This is a genomic window from Streptomyces sp. NPDC127129, assembly GCF_042671585.1.
In the GTDB taxonomy this organism is placed as follows: Bacteria; Actinomycetota; Actinomycetes; order Streptomycetales; family Streptomycetaceae; genus Streptomyces.
Genome location: NZ_JBHXTV010000007.1, coordinates 324,654 through 341,119 on the forward strand (window position 1 = coordinate 324,654; position 16,466 = coordinate 341,119).

The following is a 16,466-nucleotide window of genomic DNA, read 5'->3' on the forward strand; positions in this document are numbered from 1 at the left end:
CCGGGTCAGGCGAGGGCGCGTCCCAGCAGGTAGACGGCGGGGGCGGCGGCGGTCAGCGGGAGCGCGACACCGGCGGTCATGTGCACGAACCGCGAGGGGTAGTCGTAGCTCGCGGCATGCAGTCCGACGAGCGCGCAGACCCCGGCGGCGAGGCCGAGCAGCGCCCCGGAGGTCCCCAGGCCGGTGAATCCGCCGGCCGCGATCCCCGCGCCCGCCGCGGCCAGGAGCGCCACGACGACGGAGGCGGGGCCGGGCAGCGGGAGGGCGCGGGCGACGGTGGCGGCGGCGACCGCGAGGCCGCCGACGACCACGGCGTCGGGCGCCGCACCCAGGTGCCCGGTGGCGACGATCGTCAGCGCGGCCGAGGCGACGGTGGCCATCAGGCCGTACATGCGCTCGTCGGGGTCGGCGTGGCTGCGCAGCTGGAGGACGAGGGTGAGGAGCACCCAGACGCCGAGGGTGCCGATGATCGCGGCGGGCGCGTTCTCGCGGCCGGCGGCGAGCAGGGCGCCGTCGGCGGCCAGGCCGCCGGCGAAGGCGAGGGCGATGCCCTGGCGGGCCGGCCACATGCCGTTGAGCCGGAACCAGCCTGCGGCGGTGACGGCCTGGAGCAGGACGAGCGGGACGAGCAGTCCGTACGGGCCGAGTGCGGCGCCGCCCGCGAGCAGGACGCCGAGGACCGCGGTGAGGGCGGCGGGCTGGATCCCCGGCGCGATGATCGGCGAGCGTCCCTCGGCCCTGGCGCGCTGGGCGTCGGTGAGACGGGTGTGGCCGGAGGTGGTGGGCGCGGAGTACGCGGCCGTGGCGCCGCCCTGGGCGGGCGCGGCGGCCGGCGTCTCGTCCGGCAGCGGGTGGGCCGCGGTCGCGGGCTGCGGGGGCAGATAGGCGGGGGCGTCGTACGCCGTCGGCTGCTGCTGCGCATGTTGCGGCTGCGGGGGCTGCTGCGGCTGCTGCTGCGGCTGGACCACCGGCTGGTACTGCGTGTCCCAGGTCTGGCCCTGCCACGTCTGGGTCACGTGCGGGTCCTGGACGCCGTACGGCTGCTGACCCGCGTACGGGTCGTGGCCCGGGTCGTGACCCTGGGGGTGTCCCTGGTGGTAGCCCTGGTCGTACGGCTGCTGCTGATCGCTGCTCATGCTGTGCGGTTCACCCTCCTGCGAACGGCGGGAGCACCTCGACCGTGCCGCCCTCGGCAAGGCGTACGGTCTCATGGCCGCGGGTCCCGACGGGGTCACCGTCGACGAGGAACGAACACCTCTGGAGTACGCGGACCAGCTCGCCCGGGTGCTTCGCGCGGGCGGCGTCCAGCGCCTCGGCCAGGTTCTCGGCGGTGTACGGCTCCTCGGCGACACCGGCGGCGGCCTTGGCCGCGGCCCAGTAGCGGATGGTTCCCGCTGCCATAGCGGCGCTCCCTTCGTTCGTGTGCGCGCCGGTGTCCATGATGGGCTATCGGCGGGTGAGCCAGTCCCCCAGACGGCGCAGCAGGTCCTCGTCGGCCGCGTTCTCGGCGTGGCCCATGCCGCGCTCCAGCCACAGCTCGCCCGCGCCCGCCTCCGCCAGCATCCGCGGGTGGTCGACGGGGAAGTACGGGTCGCGGTCGCCGTGCACGATCAGCAGCGGGGTCGGCGCGATCAGCGGGACCGCCTCCACGGGCGACAGCGGTACCGGGTTCCAGTCCTCGTTGTGGATCCGCGTCCGCAGTCCGTAGCGGCCGACCAGACGGCCCACGGGGCGGGTGATCACCCAGTGGACGCGGCGCATCGAGGGCGTCCCCCGGTAGTACCAGCGGGCGGGCGCGCTGACGGCCGCGACCGCGTCGGTGTGGCCGCCGGTGTCCCGTTCCAGGGCCGCGTGGCGCAGGACGACCGAGCCGCCCATGGAGAAGCCGACGGTCACCACGCGCGCGTGGCCGAGCTTCCTGGCCCAGCGCACCGCCGCCGAGAGGTCGAGGACCTCGCGGTCGCCGACGGTGGAGCGACCACCCGAACGGCCGTGTCCGCGGAAGGAGAAAGTGACGACGGCCGCGCGCTCGGCGAGCGCCTCGGCGGCACGGCGGACGGCGGGCCGGTCGGCCGACCCGGTGAACCCGTGGGCCAGGACGACGGCCGTATCGGTGACGCCCCGCGTACACGGTTCGTAAACAGCCTCGATACGGACACCGTCCGTGGTGAGCAAAGTGGCACGCTGGGGACGGGACGTGATCGAGGAGACATCCACGATGTGGAATCGCCCCTCTGCCTCGGAACTCATGTGGGCTATTCTCCTAGGCAGAGGATCCGGGCAACGCAGCCCCCGGGTCCTTTTGCGTTTTCCGACCGTTGTTACGGACGGATGAACAAAAGCTCTCAGGGCGCGAGAGCCGCATGTGAGACACGCAGACGTCCTCGCAGGGACCGAGGAGGAACCGACGTCATGGACGAGCGAACCGAGCACGACCGGCAGGACACCCGGCCGGCCACTCCGGCAGGAGGCGGCCGATGAGTTCACTGCTGCTGCTGACCAACGCACTCCAGCCCTCGACCGAGGTGCTTCCCGCCCTCGGCCTGCTGCTGCACAACGTACGGGTGGCCCCCGCCGAGGGCCCCGCCCTGGTGGACACCCCCGGAGCCGACGTCATCCTCGTCGACGGCCGCCGTGACCTCCCACAGGTGCGCAGCCTCTGTCAGCTCCTCCGCTCGACCGGGCCCGGCTGCCCGCTGATCCTCGTCGTCACGGAGGGCGGTCTCGCGGCCGTCACCGCCGACTGGGGCATCGACGACGTGCTCCTCGACACCGCGGGTCCGGCCGAGGTCGAGGCCCGGCTGCGGCTGGCGACGGGCCGGCAGCAGATCGTGGCCGACGACTCCCCGATGGAGATCCGCAACGGCGATCTCTCGGTCGACGAGGCGACGTACAGCGCCAAGCTCAAGGGCCGGGTCCTGGACCTGACCTTCAAGGAGTTCGAGCTCCTCAAGTACCTCGCGCAGCACCCGGGCCGGGTCTTCACGCGCGCCCAGCTCCTCCAGGAGGTCTGGGGGTACGACTACTTCGGTGGCACCCGAACGGTCGATGTCCACGTACGGCGACTTCGCGCCAAGCTCGGCCCGGAACACGAGTCGCTGATCGGCACCGTCCGTAACGTCGGATACCGCTTCGTCACGCCGGAGAAGGTGGAGCGGGCGGCCGAGGAGGCGCGGGCGAAGGAAGAGGCCCGGGTCAAGGGTGGCGCGCGCGATGTCACCCCCTCGGAGGACAGGAACGTGGCGGAAGCCACAGTGCGACCTGCCGGTAGGTAGGTCACCCCGCGTAGACTGCCGCGCGTGGCCAAGGTGACGCGGGATGACGTAGCGCGACTGGCGGGTACTTCGACCGCGGTCGTGAGTTACGTCATCAACAACGGACCCCGGCCGGTCGCCCCGGCCACGCGCGAGCGTGTACTCGCCGCCATCAAGGAGCTGGGCTACCGACCCGACCGGGTGGCGCAGGCGATGGCATCGCGGCGCACGGACCTCATAGGCATGATCGTCCCGGACGCGCGGCAGCCGTTCTTCGGCGAGATGGCGCACGCCGTCGAACAGGCCGCCGCCGAGCGCGGCAAGATGGTCCTCGTCGGCAATTCGGACTACCGCGACGAGCGCGAGGTCCACTACCTCCGTGCGTTCCTCGGGATGCGCGTCTCCGGTCTGATCCTGGTCAGCCAGGGCATGAGCGAGCGGGCCGCGAGCGAGATCGAGGCCTGGGACGCGCGCGTGGTGCTGCTGCACGAGCGGCCCGAGGCGCTGGACGACGTGGCCGTCGTCACGGACGACATCGGCGGTGCGCAGCTCGCCACCCGGCACCTTCTGGAGCACGGGCACCCGTATGTGGCGTGCCTCGGCGGTGTCCCGAACACCCCGGCGGTCGGCGACCCGGTCGCGGACCACGAGGAGGGCTGGCGGCGGGCCATGCTGGAGGCCGGCCACTCGATCGAGGGACGGCTCTTCCAGGCCCCGTACAACCGCTACGACGCGTACCAGGTCGCGCTGAAGCTGCTCTCCGGCCCGGACCGGCCGCCGGCGATCTTCTGCTCCACCGACGACCAGGCCTTCGGTGTGCTGCGTGCGGCGCGCGAGCTGCGGATCGACGTGCCGACGGAGCTGGCGGTGGCGGGCTTCGACGACGTGAAGGAAGCGGCGCTGACCGATCCGCCGCTGACGACGATCTCCTCGGACCGTCCGGCGATGGCCCGGGCGGCGGTGGATCTGGTCCTGGACGACTCGCTGCGGGTGGTGGGATCGAAGCGCGAACGGGTGAAGCAGTTCCCGTCCGCCCTGGTGGTCCGCCGCTCCTGCGGCTGCGACGGCGGCTGACCCCGCCGTACCCGGCCACCCCTGATCTTTATATGGGGCATACAGGGTTCTGTCGGGCTTCTCAGGCCGTCCTCAGAGTGCTCTCATGAACGGCTCCGAGAGTCTCTTCCATGACGGACCACCAGCAGCCGCAGCAGCCGTACTACCCGCCGCAGCCCCCGAGGCCGCCGTACGACCCGACGCAGCCCGTCACCACGGAGCCGGGCACGACGGTCTGGCCGTCCGGGGGCCACGTCCCTCCGACGGTCACTCCCCCGGTCCCGCCCGCGCCCGCCGCGGCGGCCCCGCTCCCGCGCCGGCGCGCCAGGCGGGGCGTCGGTCTCCTCGTCGCCGTGGCGATCGCCGCCGCGGCGGTCGGCGGCGGCACCGCGACCCTGGTGCAGCAGCTCACGGCGGACGACGCCCCGACGGCGTCGGGCGTCAGCGGTACGAACGTCTCCGCGAGCAGCAAGGGCACGGTCGCCGGGGTGGCCCAGGCCGTCTCGCCGTCGATCGTGGAGATCTCCGCGTCCTCGGCGTCCGGCAAGTCCACCGGCTCCGGCGTGATCATCACCGGCGACGGCGAGATCGTCACCAACAACCACGTGATCTCCGGCGCCTCCTCGATCGGCGTCCAGCTGTCGAACGGCAGGACGTACGAGGCGAAGGTCGTCGGGACCGACCCCGGCAAGGACCTCGCGCTGATCAAGCTGGAGGGCGCCTCCGGCCTCAAGGCGGCCACCCTCGGGAACTCCGACAACGTGAAGGTCGGCGACGAGGTCGTGGCGATCGGCTCCCCCGAGGGCCTGACCGGCACGGTCACCAGCGGCATCGTCTCCGCGCTCGACCGTGATGTGACGGTGGCCAAGGACGACGGCCAGGACCAGCAGCAGCGGCAGCAGTACGACCCGCGGCAGGGGTGGCCGTTCGAGTTCGGCGGGCAGGAGTTCAACGGCGACACCGGTTCGTCGAAGACGACGTACAAGGCGATCCAGACGGACGCCTCGCTCAATCCGGGGAATTCCGGCGGCGCGCTGATCAATATGAACGGCGAGATCATCGGAATCAATTCGGCGATGTACTCGCCGAGTTCTTCGAGCGGATCTTCGGCCGGCAGCGTCGGTCTCGGATTCGCCATCCCGGTGAACACGCTCAAGGCCGACCTGGACGAGCTCCGGGACGGCGGCGCGAACTGAACGCGTGCGAGGCTGGCCCCATGACTGGCCCGGTGAATGAAGGCGACCGCATCCTCATCGTCGACGACGAGCCCGCCGTACGGGAGGCGCTGCGGCGCAGTCTCGCCTTCGAGGGGTACGGGACCGAGGAGGCCGTCGACGGGGTCGACGCGCTCGCCCGGATGGAGTCGTACGCCCCCGATCTCGTCGTGCTCGACGTGCAGATGCCCCGGATGGACGGGCTGACGGCGGCGCGCCGGATCAGGGCGTCCGGCTCGACCGTGCCGATCCTGATGCTCACGGCCCGGGACACCGTCGGCGACCGGGTGACGGGGCTCGACGCGGGCGCCGACGACTATCTGGTGAAGCCGTTCGAGCTGGACGAGCTCTTCGCCCGGATCCGTGCGCTGCTGCGGCGCAGCTCGTACGCGAGCGCCGCCGGGGCGCCGCCGGAGGGCGAGGCCTTGAGCTTCGGGGATCTGCGAATGGACCTGGCGACCCGCGAGGTGACGCGGGCCGGCCGGGCGGTGGAGCTCACGCGGACGGAGTTCACGCTCCTGGAGATGTTCCTGGCCCATCCCCGCCAGGTGCTGACGCGCGAGCAGATCCTGAAGGCGGTCTGGGGCTTCGACTTCGAGCCGAGTTCGAACTCGCTCGACGTGTACGTGATGTATCTGCGGCGGAAGACGGAGGCGGGCGGCGAGCCGCGCCTCGTGCACACGGTGCGGGGCGTGGGATACGTACTGCGCGGCGGAGGCCCGGAGTGAGCGGTCCTGTCGTCTGGTTCCGGTCGCGGCCGCTGCGGTCCCGGCTCGCGCTGCTGACCGCGACGGCGGTCGCGGTGGCGGTGGCGGCCGTCTCGCTCGCCTGCTGGTTCGTGACGCGGGCGCAGCTGGAGGCGGAGCTCGACTCCTCGCTGCGCGGCAGCCGTCTCACGGACGAGCAGGCGCGGATGCTGCTGGCCTCCTGCGCCCCGGGGGCGCGGGACCGCCCGGTGCCGTCCGGGCCGGCGCAGACCCTGCAGATCGTCACCGTCACCGGTGACCTCTGCACGCTCGGCACCTCCCCGATCCCCGCCCGGAACGAGGACCTCGCGGTCGCGCGGGGCGAGCAGCCGTTCGCCCTGCACACGACGGACGCCGAGAACGGCACGGAGATGCGGGTCTACTCGTATCCCGTGTCGATCGCCGACCAGCCGGTCGCGGTCTCGGTCGCACGTCCGCTGTACGAGATCGACCGCTCGATGTCCACGCTCGGCTGGGTGCTGCTGCTCGTCTCCGGGATCGGTGTCGTGGGCGCGGGCGCGGCCGGGCTGTGGGTGGCGCGGACGGGCCTGGAACCGGTGAACCGGCTGACGGGCGCGGTGGAGCACGTGGCGGCGACGGAGGACCTGACCGTACGGATCCCGGTCGAGGGCGAGGACGAGATCGCCCGCCTCTCGCGCTCCTTCAACGCCATGACGGCGGCGCTCGCGGTCTCGCGGGACCGGCAGTCGCAGCTGATCGCGGACGCGGGCCACGAGCTGCGGACGCCGCTGACCTCGCTGCGTACCAACATCGAGCTGCTGGCCCGCAGCGAGGAGACGGGCCGAGCCCTGCCGCCCGAGGACCGGCGGGCGCTGATGGCGTCGGTGAAGGCGCAGATGACGGAGCTGGCGGCGCTGATCGGCGACCTCCAGGAGCTGGCCCGCCCGGACGCGAAGCAGCCGGGCCCGCTGGAGGTCGTCCCGCTGCACGCGCTCCTGAGGTCGGCTCTGGACCGGGCGCGGCTGCGGGGCCCCGAGCTGACGTTCGTCACGGATCTCGCGCCCTGGTACGTCCGGGCGGAGCCGGCTGCGCTGGAGCGCGCGCTGGTGAACGTCCTGGACAACGCGGTGAAGTTCTCGCCGGCGAGGGGCACGGTGGAGGTGACCCTGATGCGGGGCGAGCTGACCGTCCGCGACCACGGGCCGGGCGTCGCGGCGGAGGAACTCCCGCATGTCTTCGAACGCTTCTGGCGCTCGCCGTCGGCACGCAGCCTGCCCGGCTCGGGCCTGGGCCTGTCGATCGTGGCCCGTACGGTCCACCAGGCGGGCGGCACGGTGGCCCTGACGGCGGCCGAGGGCGGCGGCACGGCGGCGGTCCTGCGACTGCCGGGCGCGCCGACGCCCCCGCCGTCAGTTGTGGCGCACGAGGGACTCGACCAGGCCTGAGCGGGTGTTGGGGAAGTCCATGGCGACGATGCCCAGCCCCTTCCAGCCGTTCGCGGTTCCGTCCAGGAAGCCGTGGACGCGGGGGTTGAGGTTGTCGGAGTTCCAGCGCGGCGGCAGGGACGCGGACGTGCTGACGAAGTTGATGTACAGCTTGCCGGGCTGTTCGACGGCCGTGCGGAGGTGGGCCTCGATCTTGGGGTACTTCGCGTTCGGCAGGGCGTTCCAGTCGTCCTGGATCGCGAGGGCGCCGCCGTCCCACCATTTGAGGCCGGGCAGGCCCCCGTTGTCGGCGATGAGGACGACCTTGCCGCGGGCCTGGCCGAGGGTGGGGACGGTGTCGCCGATGCGGAAGAGGGAGCGCCAGCCCCGGTTGTCGAGGTAGTCGCCGAAGACGGCGCCGAAGGTGGCGTCGGACTCCGAGGAGTACTCCTGTTTGACGCGCATCAGGACGGTCTCGGAGGGGTGGGCGGCGAGGAAGTCACGGCAGGCGATGAGGACGTCGCCGAACATCATGTTCTGGTACGAGGGGCCGTGGTGGATGGCGAAGGAGCCGCCGGTGACGCGGCAGCGGATGTCGAAGAACCTGATTCCGGAAGCGAGCTGCTGCGCGAGGGTGGTGTTCTGGCACTGGGACCAGGGTCCGCCGAAGCGGGCGCCGGAGTCGTGGGTGCCGGGGATGGTGAGCTTCTGGAGCGGGGTGGGGTCGCCGTGGCCGGCCATCCAGTCCTGGGTGGTGAGCGCCCGCGCGGGCGGGGCTCCCACCAGGAGGACGGCACCGGCTGCCGCGGCTCCCGCGAGAAAGCGTCGTCGGTCCATGCGCGGAGTATGACGCGTACGCGTCAATATCCGCCAGGGTCCGGCATACGCGGAAGGGGGCGGCGGACCGTCGTAACGGCCCACCGCCCCCCGGGCGGAGCGGAGTTGCTCGCGGCGTTACTTGACGACCGTGATCCGGCCCGTCGCCGGCGGGGCCAGCGGCGCGCTCGCGGAGGAGTGGGCCGCCAGGTAGGCGGTGAACAGGTCCAGGTCGGACGCGCCGACCAGCTTGTTCTTGTGCTCCTTCAGGACGGCGAAGCCGTCACCGCCACCGGCCAGGAACTCGTTCATCGCGACCCGGTAGGTCTTCGACGGGTCGATCGCCTCGCCGTTCAGCTTCACCGAGGAGGTCACGATCCGGTCGGCGCCGGTCTTCGTCATGTCCAGGGTGTAGGTGAAGCCCTTCGAGACCTGAAGGATCTTCGGGGCGGCCTGGTTCGGGCCGCTCACCTGCTGCTGGAGCGTGGTGATGAGCTGGGCGCCGGTCAGGTCGACCGCCGTCATCATGTTGGTGAAGGGCTGGACCGTGTACGCCTCGCCGTAGGTCACGACCCCGTCGCCCTCGGCGCCGGACGCCTTGTGGACCAGCGGCGCGCGGACACCGCCCGGGTTCATCAGCGCGAGCTGCGCGCCGCCCTTGTCGGCCGGGGCCATGCCCTCCAGCTGCGCGTCGGCGATCAGGTTGCCGAGCGGCTTCTCGGCCGCGTCGGCCGGGTTGTCGACGTCACCGGCGATGTAGCCGACCGGACGGCTCGCGATCGGCGCGGCGAGCGTCTTCCAGCGGTCGATCAGCGTGGTCATGTCCTCCGCCTTCGCCACGTCACGGGTGACGACGTGGTTCGCGGAGGAGACGGCGGTACGGACGATGTCCTTGGACCGGCGGTCGTAGGTCAGCGTCGTGTCCGTGTAGAGCTTGCCGAAGGAGGCGGCCGAGGTGACCGTGCGCGGCTTGCCCGACGGGTCCGGAATCGTGCAGGCGTACGCCTGGTGGGTGTGGCCCGTGACCAGGGCGTCCACCTGCGGGCTGACCTTCTTCGCGATGTCGACGATCGGGCCCGAGATGCCGTCGCCGGGGCCCGGGCTGTCGCAGTTGTAGTTGTACGAACCCGAGGCCGGCGCCCCGCCCTCGTGCAGCAGGGCGACGATGGACTTGACGCCCTTGCGCTCCAGGACCTTGGTGTACTTGTTGATCGTCTCGATCTCGTCGCCGAACTTCAGGCCCTTGATGCCCTCGGCGGAGACGATGTCGGCCGTGCCCTCCAGGGTGACGCCGATGAAGCCGACCTTGACGCCGTTGCGCTCCCAGATGACGTACGGGTCGAGGATCGGACGGCCGGTCTTCTCGTTCGTCACATTGGCCGCGAGGTAGGGGAAGCGCGCCCCCTTGAACCGCTTGCCCTCCTCGAAACAGCCGGCGGTCGGGTGGCAGCCGCCGTTCTGCATCCGGGCCAGCTCGCGCGCGCCCTCGTCGAACTCGTGGTTGCCGACGGAGCTGACGTCGAGCTTCAGCCGGTTCAGCGCCTCGATGGTCGGCTCGTCGTGGAAGAGCCCGGAGACCAGCGGGGAGGCACCGATCATGTCGCCGGCGGCGGCGGTGACGGAGTACGGGTTGCCCTTGCGGGCCTCACGCAGGTGCGTGGCCAGGTACTCGACGCCACCGACACCGTCGATGGTCTTCGTCGTCCCGTCAGGCTGGATCTGGGTGACCCGCCCGGCCGAGCCCGTGGGGGGCTCCAGGTTCCCGTGCAGGTCGTTGAAGGAGAGGAGCTGCACGTCGACGTAACGCCCGTAGCCGTAGCCCTGGCCGCGCTCGTCGTCCCCGCCCTTCGTCCCCGAGGCGCCCGCGGGCAGCGCGGCGACGAGCGCGCCGACGGTGGCGAGCCCCGCGCCGACGGCGAGTATCCGCCCCGCTGTCCTCTTCTTCTTCGGTGTCGCTGCCATCGTTCCCCTTGTCCCCGCGCCCCTGCGAGAGGCGCCTGTCGACTGCTGACGTACCGGGCGCAGCCTAGAGTCAACGCGCGTAGCGCAACAGGGGGTACCGGGTTACAACTAGGTTGATTCCGTAGGCTCGGGACCATGACTCCTGACGCGGCACCGGCCCTCGAACCCGGCCGGCAGATCCACACTCTCGACGAGCTCTCCCCCGAGCAGGTGACGGACGTCCTCGACCTGCTGGAGGCGACCGACCGCGCCGACGGCGTCCACGCCGTGTCCGAGCAGGGGCGGCTGTATCTGCGCCACGGCCGGCGCGAGGGGGTGCGGCACTTCCTGCTCACCGTCGGCGCCCAGCTCTACGGCTACGCGCAGCTGGAGGACACCGACCCGGTGGAGGCCCCGGCCGCCGAGCTCGTCGTCCATCCGTCGCACCGCGGCCGCGGTCACGGCCGGGCGCTCGGCACCGCGCTCCTCGCCGCCTCGGGCAAGCGGCTGCGGGTCTGGGCGCACGGCGGGAAGGCCGCGGCCCGGCACCTGGCCCAGGTGCTCGGCCTGACCCTGTTCCGCGAACTGCGCCAGCTGCGCCGCCCCTTGGTGCCGCTCGACATCCCCGAGCCGGCGCTGCCCGAGGACGTCACGGTCCGCACCTTCGTCCCCGGCCAGGACGACGCCGCCTGGCTCGCGGTCAACGCGGCGGCCTTCGCCCACCACCCCGAGCAGGGCTCGCTCGCCCAGCGGGACCTCGACGACCGGTTCGCCGAGCCGTGGTTCGACCCCAAGGGCTTCTTCCTCGCGGAGAAGGAGGGGAAGCTGATCGGCTTCCACTGGACGAAGACGCACGCGGAGGAGCAGCTCGGCGAGGTGTACGTGATCGGCATCCTGCCGGAGGCGCAGGGCAGCGGCCTCGGCAAGGCGCTCACGGCGATCGGGCTGCGCCACCTGGCGGCGCAGGGGCTGCCGACCGCGATGCTGTACGTGGACGCGGACAACACGGCGGCGGTGACGGTGTACGAGCGGCTGGGCTTCGTCACGCACGAGGTGGACCTGATGTACCGCACGGAGTCCTGAGCTCCGGCCAACCCACCTGGAAGAAGGGGGCGGTTGACACCGCCCCCTCTCTTGCACCACCCTTTCACTACTTGATTAGTGAAAGGGTGGTGAGAAGGAACGTGCTCGAGTACCGCATCGACCGGCGCAGTGGCGTCGCCACCTACGTCCAGATCGTCCAGCAGACCAAACAGGCCCTGCGCATGGGCGTTCTGGAACCGGGGGACCGGCTGCCCACCGCGCGCGAGGTCGTCGAGGCGACGGCCATCAATCCGAACACGGTCCTCAAGGCCTACCGCGAGCTGGAGCGCGAAGGGCTCGTCGAGGCCCGCCGTGGCCTCGGCACCTTCGTCCGCGCGACGCTCGGCACCGGCCCCGCGGACTCGCCCCTGCGGGGCGAACTCGCCGACTGGGCACGCCGCGCGCGGGAGGAAGGACTGGAGCGCGAGGACGTGGCCGCGCTCTTCACATCCGTACTGAAGGAATTCTTCGAGGGGGACGCATGACCGACGGAACGGTCCTGAGCACCGAGGGCCTGGGCAAACGGTACGGAGGGCGGGGGGCGGCACGGCGCCCCGGCGGCGGCTGGGCGCTGAGAGGGTGCACCTTCGCGCTCCCCGCAGGCCGGGTCTGCGCGCTCGTCGGACCCAACGGCGCCGGCAAGTCGACGCTCCTCGCGCTGGCGGCCGGACTGCTGCCCCCCACCGAGGGCACGGTCCGGGCCCCCGCCCGCGAACACCTCGCGTACGTCGCCCAGGAGAAGCCGCTCTACCCGCAGCTCACCGTCGCCGAGACGCTGCGCATGGGCCGGGAACTCAACCCGGGCCGCTGGGACGGAGCCGCCGCCGAGCGGATCACGGCCGAGCTCGACCCGGCCGCGCGCGTCCGCGACCTCTCCGGCGGCCGGCGCACCCGCGTCGCCCTCGCCCTGGCCCTCGGCAAGCGGCCCGAACTGCTCCTCCTCGACGAGCCGATGGCCGACCTGGACCCCCTCGCCCGCCGGCAGCTCATGGGCGTCCTGATGGCGGACGCCGCCGAACGCGGCACGACGGTGGTCATGTCCTCGCACATCCTCACCGAGCTGGAGGGCGCCTGCGACCACCTGCTCCTCGTCGACGGCGGCCGCGTCCGCCTCGACGGCGCGATCGACGAACTCCTCGCCGCGCACGCCGTGCTGCGCGGCCCGGTCGCCGACCTCGCCCCGCACACGGTCGTCGAGTCCCGCACGACGGGCCGCCAGCTCACGGCCCTGGTCCGCCGGGAGGGCCGGGTCGAAGGCCCCTGGCAGACGAGCACCCCGACCCTGGAGGACCTCGTCCTCGCCCACCTGCGCCCCGAAGGAGCCTCCGCATGAGCACCCTCCCGCTGAAGGGCCCGCACTGGGTGGCGGTCCGCCAGCACCGTCGTACGCTCCAGGTCGCGGGAGCGGCGGTGGTCCTGGTCCTCGCCGGGGTCCTGGGGCTGCGGATCTGGGACGCCACGGTCCCGGACGTCCGCGTGGTGGACGGCTACGCGCTCCCCTCCGAGGACAACCGGGCGTACGGCCTCCTGCGCCTGGCCCTGGAGTACACCGCCACCGGCATGGTCCTCCTTCCCCTCCTCGTCGGCGCCTTCGTCGCGGGCCCGCTGATCGCCCGTGAGCTGGAGAGCGGCACGTACCGGCTCGCGCTCACCCAGTCCCTCACCCCGGTGGGGTGGCTTCGCGCGAAGCTCCTCACCGCGACCACCGCGGCGCTCGCGGTCACCCTCGCCCTGATGGCGATCTACCGGATCGGGTGGGGCCGGGTCTCGGGCACCTGGCAGCTGCACTGGTCGGACCGCGGCCCGTACGAGGCGACCGGCATCGTCCTCGTGGCGTACGTCCTGCTGGCCGTGGCCGTCGGCGCGCTCCTCGGACAGCTGATCCGCCGCACGGTGGTCGCGATGGCCGCGACCGGCCTGGTCACCGGCCTGGTCCTGGCCGTGCTCGGCGCGCTGCGCTGGGACTTCCTGCCGGTACGGACGGTCACGGGGCCGCCCGTGGCCGACGGCAGCATGGTCCTGGTGCCCGAGGACGGTCTGCTCATGGACCAGGGCCTGATGGACCCCACCGGCGGCCGGCTGCCCGGCTACTTCTGCGACCCCGAGGCCGTCCCGGCCGGCGGCTGCCGGGTCGACGTGCCGGTCGTCGCCGAGTACGCCGACTACCACCCCCAGTCGCACTTCTGGCCCACCCAGCTCGTCGAGACCGGCATCGTGCTCGCCCTCGCCGCCGTCACGCTCCTCGTGGCGTTCCGGGTCCTGAACAGGCGCCACCCGTCGTCGCCCGCCGGCAGCTGACGCGGCGGACGAGCCCGGACGGAGAAGCGGTGGAGCCGAACGAACGGAGATCTGTGCGAACTCTCTCGGCCAAGGGATGTGATTGAGCCATCCGACGGGGCCGTCGAAAGCGAGCCCCTCACTCCCCCAATGTCGTGGTTGATGGCGAGTTGCCTCGGAGAACGTGCCGCCGATGCCGGTGGCACGTTCGCCACTCCGCCGCCTATTGCCGGATATCCGGTGGAATGCAACCACGGCCGAGTGTCAGCTTTTGACCCCGCCCGGGGCCAACTAGCGTGCCTGTCATCCGCGTTCGCACCCTGCTCCACGCAGGTGCGTCGTCCACGGGTACACGGGGGAGGGATCTGCGTCATGCAGTGGTGCACCACGAGGGCTGTGCGAGGTCATGGGCCGTTCCAGGAGCATCCCGACACATCGAGGACCGTCTCCTGATCCACCGGTCAACGTTCCCCGTCGTCGACGCCCGGTCCTGGAGTGACAGCACATGCCCGAACCGACGCACCGCCTTGCCCTGCACCTGCTCGGCCCCCTCCGCATCTGGCGGGCAGGCCGGGAACTCACCGTGGGCCCGCCCAAACAGCGGGCCGTCATCGCGCTCCTCGCCGGCCGGCGCGGCACCGCGGTCAGCCGCGCGCAGATCGTGGACGCACTCTGGGGCACCGACGCCCCGGCCTCGGCCGCCAACGCCGTGCACACCTACGTCGCCGCGCTGCGCCGGACCCTCGAACCGGACCGGGGCAGCCGGGAGTCCGGCGCGTTCATCGTCTCCCGCGCCGGCGGCTACGAGCTGCGCGTACCCGCCGACGCGGTCGACTCCAGCGTCTTCGTCCGCCGCTACGAGGAGGCACGGCAGCTGGTGGCCTCGGGAGACGCCCCGGCCGCCTACGAGCGCTTCGAATCGGCGCTCGGGCTCTGGCACGGCGAGGCGCTCAGCGGCATCCCCGGACCGTACGCGGCACTCGAACGCACCCGGCTGCGCGAGCTGCGGTTCGCCGCGACCGAGGGCTGGATCGCCGGGCTGATCGCCACCGGCCACCTCGACGCCGCGATCGTCGCCTCCTCCGAGGCCATCGCCCAGGAACCGCTGCGCGAACGGCTCCGCCACCTCCACATGCTGGCCCTGTCCCGGTGCGGGCGGCAGGCCCACGCCATCCAGGCGTACGACGAGGCACGGACCCTCCTGCGGGAGGAACTGGGCATCGACCCGGGCCGGGAACTGCGCGAGCTGTACGAGCGGATACTCGCGGGCGAAGCCGCCGCCGAGAGCCCGCCCGCGACACCGGCCGCGCACCGGGCCGACTCGCCCTGGCCCTCCGTCACACCCCGGCCGCCCAGTCCGTCCGGTTCACCCTGGCCGGCCAGGCCGCCCCGGCCGGCCGTCTCTCCCCGGGCAACCCGGTCCGCCCCGTTCCGGACGTACGCGCTCAGGCCCTCCGCGCACCACCCCGCGCCGCTCCCGGCGACCCGGCCGGAGGCACCGGCCCCGGCCCCGGTCCCGCGGTCGAGCCCCCTCTCCCTCCTCTCCCCCCACGCCGGCCACTCCTTGCACCAGCTCCCCGCCACCGCCCGTGTCTTCATCGGCCGCGAACCGGAGCTCCAGCAGGCCAGGCAGAAACTCGGCCAGGACACCGCCGACTGCCGGAGCACGGCCCCGATCCTGACGGTCGACGGACCTGCGGGTGTCGGCAAGACCGCGTTCGCCCTGGAACTCGCCCACGAACACACGGACCTGTTCCCCGACGGCCAGCTGTACGTCGATCTGCGGGGCACGGGCGACGGCGGCGCCCGCTCCGCCTTCGACGCACTCGCCCGTCTCCTCCAGGGACTCGGCGTCGAACACGGCCGGCTCCCCCACGACCTCGAAGGACGCGTCACCCTCTACCGCACCCTCATGCACGGCAGGCGGATGCTGCTCCTCCTCGACGACGCGGCCGAAGCGGACCAGTTACGCCCGCTCGTCCCGCCCGGCCCCTCGGCCGTGATCGTCACCAGCCGCCGCCTCCAGCGGGGGCTCGTCGCCCGCGAGGGCGCCCAGCGCATCGGGCTGCGTCCACTGGACCGGCAGACCGCCGCCGACCTCTTCGTCGCCCTCCTCGGTCCCGAGCGGTGCGCCGGGCACCGCGCCACGGTGGAGCGCCTCGCCGAGTACTGCGGCCGGCTCCCCCTCGGCATCCGGATAGCCGCCGGAACCATGGCCGCCAACCCGCACCTGTGCCCGCGGGAACTGGCGGAGCGGTACGAGGACCCCTGGACGCGCCTCGACCACCTGAGCGTCGAGGGGGACGGCGAGGCCAGCGTCCGCCACGCGCTGGAGGCCAGCTACCTGTCCCTCTCCCCGGAGGCGGCCCGGCTCTTCCGGGCGCTGGGCAGGTCCGGCGCCGGGACCGGCGGGCCCGCCGACACCATCGGGCCCGCGGACGCGACCGCCTTCGCGGACGGCGACCCGGCGGCCGCCCGGCGCAGGCTCGACGCCCTGGCCGACGTGGGCCTGCTGGAGCGCAGCGGCTCCGACGCGTACCGCTTCGACGAACTCGTCGGCATCTACGCGTCCGAACGCGCGGCCGCCGCCGACCGGCCCACCGCCCGCTCGACGCTCATGATGACCCCGATCCACGACGACGGCTTCCCGGGCTGCTGTCTCCCGGACGCCCTCGCCCGCAGCTGAGAGGCCCGGCT

General features: G+C 72.6%; 15 protein-coding genes. 10 read left to right on the forward strand and 5 right to left on the reverse strand.

Going from position 1 to position 16,466, the window contains the following annotated elements; all coding sequences use genetic code 11:
- Positions 1–5: 5 nt before the first annotated feature.
- Genes ACFVGW_RS16470 through ACFVGW_RS16480 form a run of 3 tightly spaced genes read right to left on the reverse strand, consistent with a single transcriptional unit; the run spans position 6 to position 2,250 of the window.
- Complete coding sequence (locus tag ACFVGW_RS16470) at positions 6–1,136, reverse strand: hypothetical protein (protein ID WP_385852450.1); 1,131 nt, start codon at positions 1,134–1,136, stop codon at positions 6–8.
- A gap of 10 nt (positions 1,137–1,146) precedes the next feature.
- On the reverse strand, positions 1,147–1,401 hold the full coding sequence (locus ACFVGW_RS16475) for a MoaD/ThiS family protein (RefSeq protein WP_352191364.1): 255 nt from the start codon (positions 1,399–1,401) through the stop codon (positions 1,147–1,149).
- Between the two features lie 45 nt (positions 1,402–1,446).
- Positions 1,447–2,250, reverse strand: coding sequence for an alpha/beta hydrolase (locus ACFVGW_RS16480; RefSeq protein ID WP_385852451.1), 804 nt, complete (start codon positions 2,248–2,250; stop codon positions 1,447–1,449).
- Between the two features lie 227 nt (positions 2,251–2,477).
- On the opposite strand from ACFVGW_RS16480, the gene ACFVGW_RS16485 reads away from it, so the two are divergent.
- The 5 genes from ACFVGW_RS16485 (at position 2,478) to ACFVGW_RS16505 (ending at position 7,673) form a co-directional block, all read left to right on the forward strand.
- A complete protein-coding gene (locus ACFVGW_RS16485) occupies positions 2,478–3,275 on the forward strand; it encodes a response regulator transcription factor (RefSeq protein WP_383289012.1) in 798 nt (265 codons plus the stop codon).
- 24 nt (positions 3,276–3,299) lie between these two features.
- Positions 3,300–4,328 carry a LacI family DNA-binding transcriptional regulator gene (locus ACFVGW_RS16490; RefSeq protein ID WP_383226081.1) on the forward strand — a complete coding sequence of 343 codons (1,029 nt, stop codon included), beginning with the start codon at positions 3,300–3,302 and terminating at the stop codon, positions 4,326–4,328.
- A 110-nt stretch (positions 4,329–4,438) separates the two neighbouring features.
- Positions 4,439–5,503 carry a S1C family serine protease gene (locus ACFVGW_RS16495; protein ID WP_385852452.1) on the forward strand — a complete coding sequence of 355 codons (1,065 nt, stop codon included), beginning with the start codon at positions 4,439–4,441 and terminating at the stop codon, positions 5,501–5,503.
- Between the two features lie 20 nt (positions 5,504–5,523).
- Entirely contained in the window at positions 5,524–6,249 is a 726-nt protein-coding gene (locus tag ACFVGW_RS16500) for a response regulator transcription factor (protein ID WP_352191359.1), read from the forward strand.
- A complete protein-coding gene (locus tag ACFVGW_RS16505) occupies positions 6,246–7,673 on the forward strand; it encodes a sensor histidine kinase (protein WP_385852453.1) in 1,428 nt (475 codons plus the stop codon). The genes ACFVGW_RS16500 and ACFVGW_RS16505 overlap by 4 nt, the downstream gene beginning before the upstream one ends.
- Here ACFVGW_RS16505 and ACFVGW_RS16510 read toward each other — a convergent pair.
- Positions 7,638–8,489, reverse strand: a complete 852-nt coding sequence (locus ACFVGW_RS16510) for a phosphatidylinositol-specific phospholipase C (RefSeq protein WP_385852454.1) — start codon at positions 8,487–8,489, stop codon at positions 7,638–7,640. The two genes, ACFVGW_RS16505 and ACFVGW_RS16510, sit on opposite strands and share 36 nt — an antisense overlap.
- Positions 8,490–8,606: 117 nt before the next feature.
- Positions 8,607–10,430 (reverse strand): bifunctional metallophosphatase/5'-nucleotidase, encoded by a 1,824-nt coding sequence (locus tag ACFVGW_RS16515; RefSeq protein ID WP_385852455.1) that lies wholly within the window; start codon positions 10,428–10,430, stop codon positions 8,607–8,609.
- Positions 10,431–10,565: 135 nt separating this feature from the next.
- Here ACFVGW_RS16515 and mshD point away from each other — a divergent pair, with 135 nt between their 5' ends.
- The 5 genes from mshD (at position 10,566) to ACFVGW_RS16540 (ending at position 16,455) form a co-directional block, all read left to right on the forward strand.
- On the forward strand, positions 10,566–11,492 hold the full coding sequence (gene mshD / locus ACFVGW_RS16520; RefSeq protein WP_385852456.1) for a mycothiol synthase: 927 nt from the start codon (positions 10,566–10,568) through the stop codon (positions 11,490–11,492).
- Positions 11,493–11,593: 101 nt separating this feature from the next.
- On the forward strand, positions 11,594–11,977 hold the full coding sequence (locus ACFVGW_RS16525; protein ID WP_352191354.1) for a GntR family transcriptional regulator: 384 nt from the start codon (positions 11,594–11,596) through the stop codon (positions 11,975–11,977).
- The gene (locus tag ACFVGW_RS16530) at positions 11,974–12,825 is read left to right on the forward strand and encodes an ABC transporter ATP-binding protein (RefSeq protein WP_385852457.1); all 852 of its coding nucleotides are present in this window, start codon (positions 11,974–11,976) and stop codon (positions 12,823–12,825) included. The genes ACFVGW_RS16525 and ACFVGW_RS16530 overlap by 4 nt, the downstream gene beginning before the upstream one ends.
- Positions 12,822–13,790 carry an ABC transporter permease gene (locus tag ACFVGW_RS16535; protein ID WP_385852458.1) on the forward strand — a complete coding sequence of 323 codons (969 nt, stop codon included), beginning with the start codon at positions 12,822–12,824 and terminating at the stop codon, positions 13,788–13,790. The genes ACFVGW_RS16530 and ACFVGW_RS16535 overlap by 4 nt, the downstream gene beginning before the upstream one ends.
- A 484-nt stretch (positions 13,791–14,274) precedes the next feature.
- Complete coding sequence (locus ACFVGW_RS16540) at positions 14,275–16,455, forward strand: BTAD domain-containing putative transcriptional regulator (RefSeq protein ID WP_385852459.1); 2,181 nt, start codon at positions 14,275–14,277, stop codon at positions 16,453–16,455.
- The last annotated feature ends 11 nt before the right edge of the window (positions 16,456–16,466 follow it).

Excerpts from the sequence above, each read along its gene's own strand:
- ACFVGW_RS16470 (WP_385852450.1), bottom strand. The coding sequence starts at position 1,136 with ATGAGCAGCGATCAGCAGCAGCCGTACGACCAGGGCTACCACCAGGGA.
- ACFVGW_RS16475 (WP_352191364.1), bottom strand. The coding sequence starts at position 1,401 with ATGGCAGCGGGAACCATCCGCTACTGGGCCGCGGCCAAGGCCGCCGCC.
- ACFVGW_RS16480 (WP_385852451.1), bottom strand. The coding sequence starts at position 2,250 with ATGAGTTCCGAGGCAGAGGGGCGATTCCACATCGTGGATGTCTCCTCG.
- ACFVGW_RS16485 (WP_383289012.1), top strand. The coding sequence starts at position 2,478 with ATGAGTTCACTGCTGCTGCTGACCAACGCACTCCAGCCCTCGACCGAG.
- ACFVGW_RS16495 (WP_385852452.1), top strand. The coding sequence starts at position 4,439 with ATGACGGACCACCAGCAGCCGCAGCAGCCGTACTACCCGCCGCAGCCC.
- ACFVGW_RS16500 (WP_352191359.1), top strand. The coding sequence starts at position 5,524 with ATGACTGGCCCGGTGAATGAAGGCGACCGCATCCTCATCGTCGACGAC.
- ACFVGW_RS16510 (WP_385852454.1), bottom strand. The coding sequence starts at position 8,489 with ATGGACCGACGACGCTTTCTCGCGGGAGCCGCGGCAGCCGGTGCCGTC.
- ACFVGW_RS16515 (WP_385852455.1), bottom strand. The coding sequence starts at position 10,430 with ATGGCAGCGACACCGAAGAAGAAGAGGACAGCGGGGCGGATACTCGCC.
- mshD (WP_385852456.1), top strand. The coding sequence starts at position 10,566 with ATGACTCCTGACGCGGCACCGGCCCTCGAACCCGGCCGGCAGATCCAC.
- ACFVGW_RS16530 (WP_385852457.1), top strand. The coding sequence starts at position 11,974 with ATGACCGACGGAACGGTCCTGAGCACCGAGGGCCTGGGCAAACGGTAC.
- ACFVGW_RS16535 (WP_385852458.1), top strand. The coding sequence starts at position 12,822 with ATGAGCACCCTCCCGCTGAAGGGCCCGCACTGGGTGGCGGTCCGCCAG.
- ACFVGW_RS16540 (WP_385852459.1), top strand. The coding sequence starts at position 14,275 with ATGCCCGAACCGACGCACCGCCTTGCCCTGCACCTGCTCGGCCCCCTC.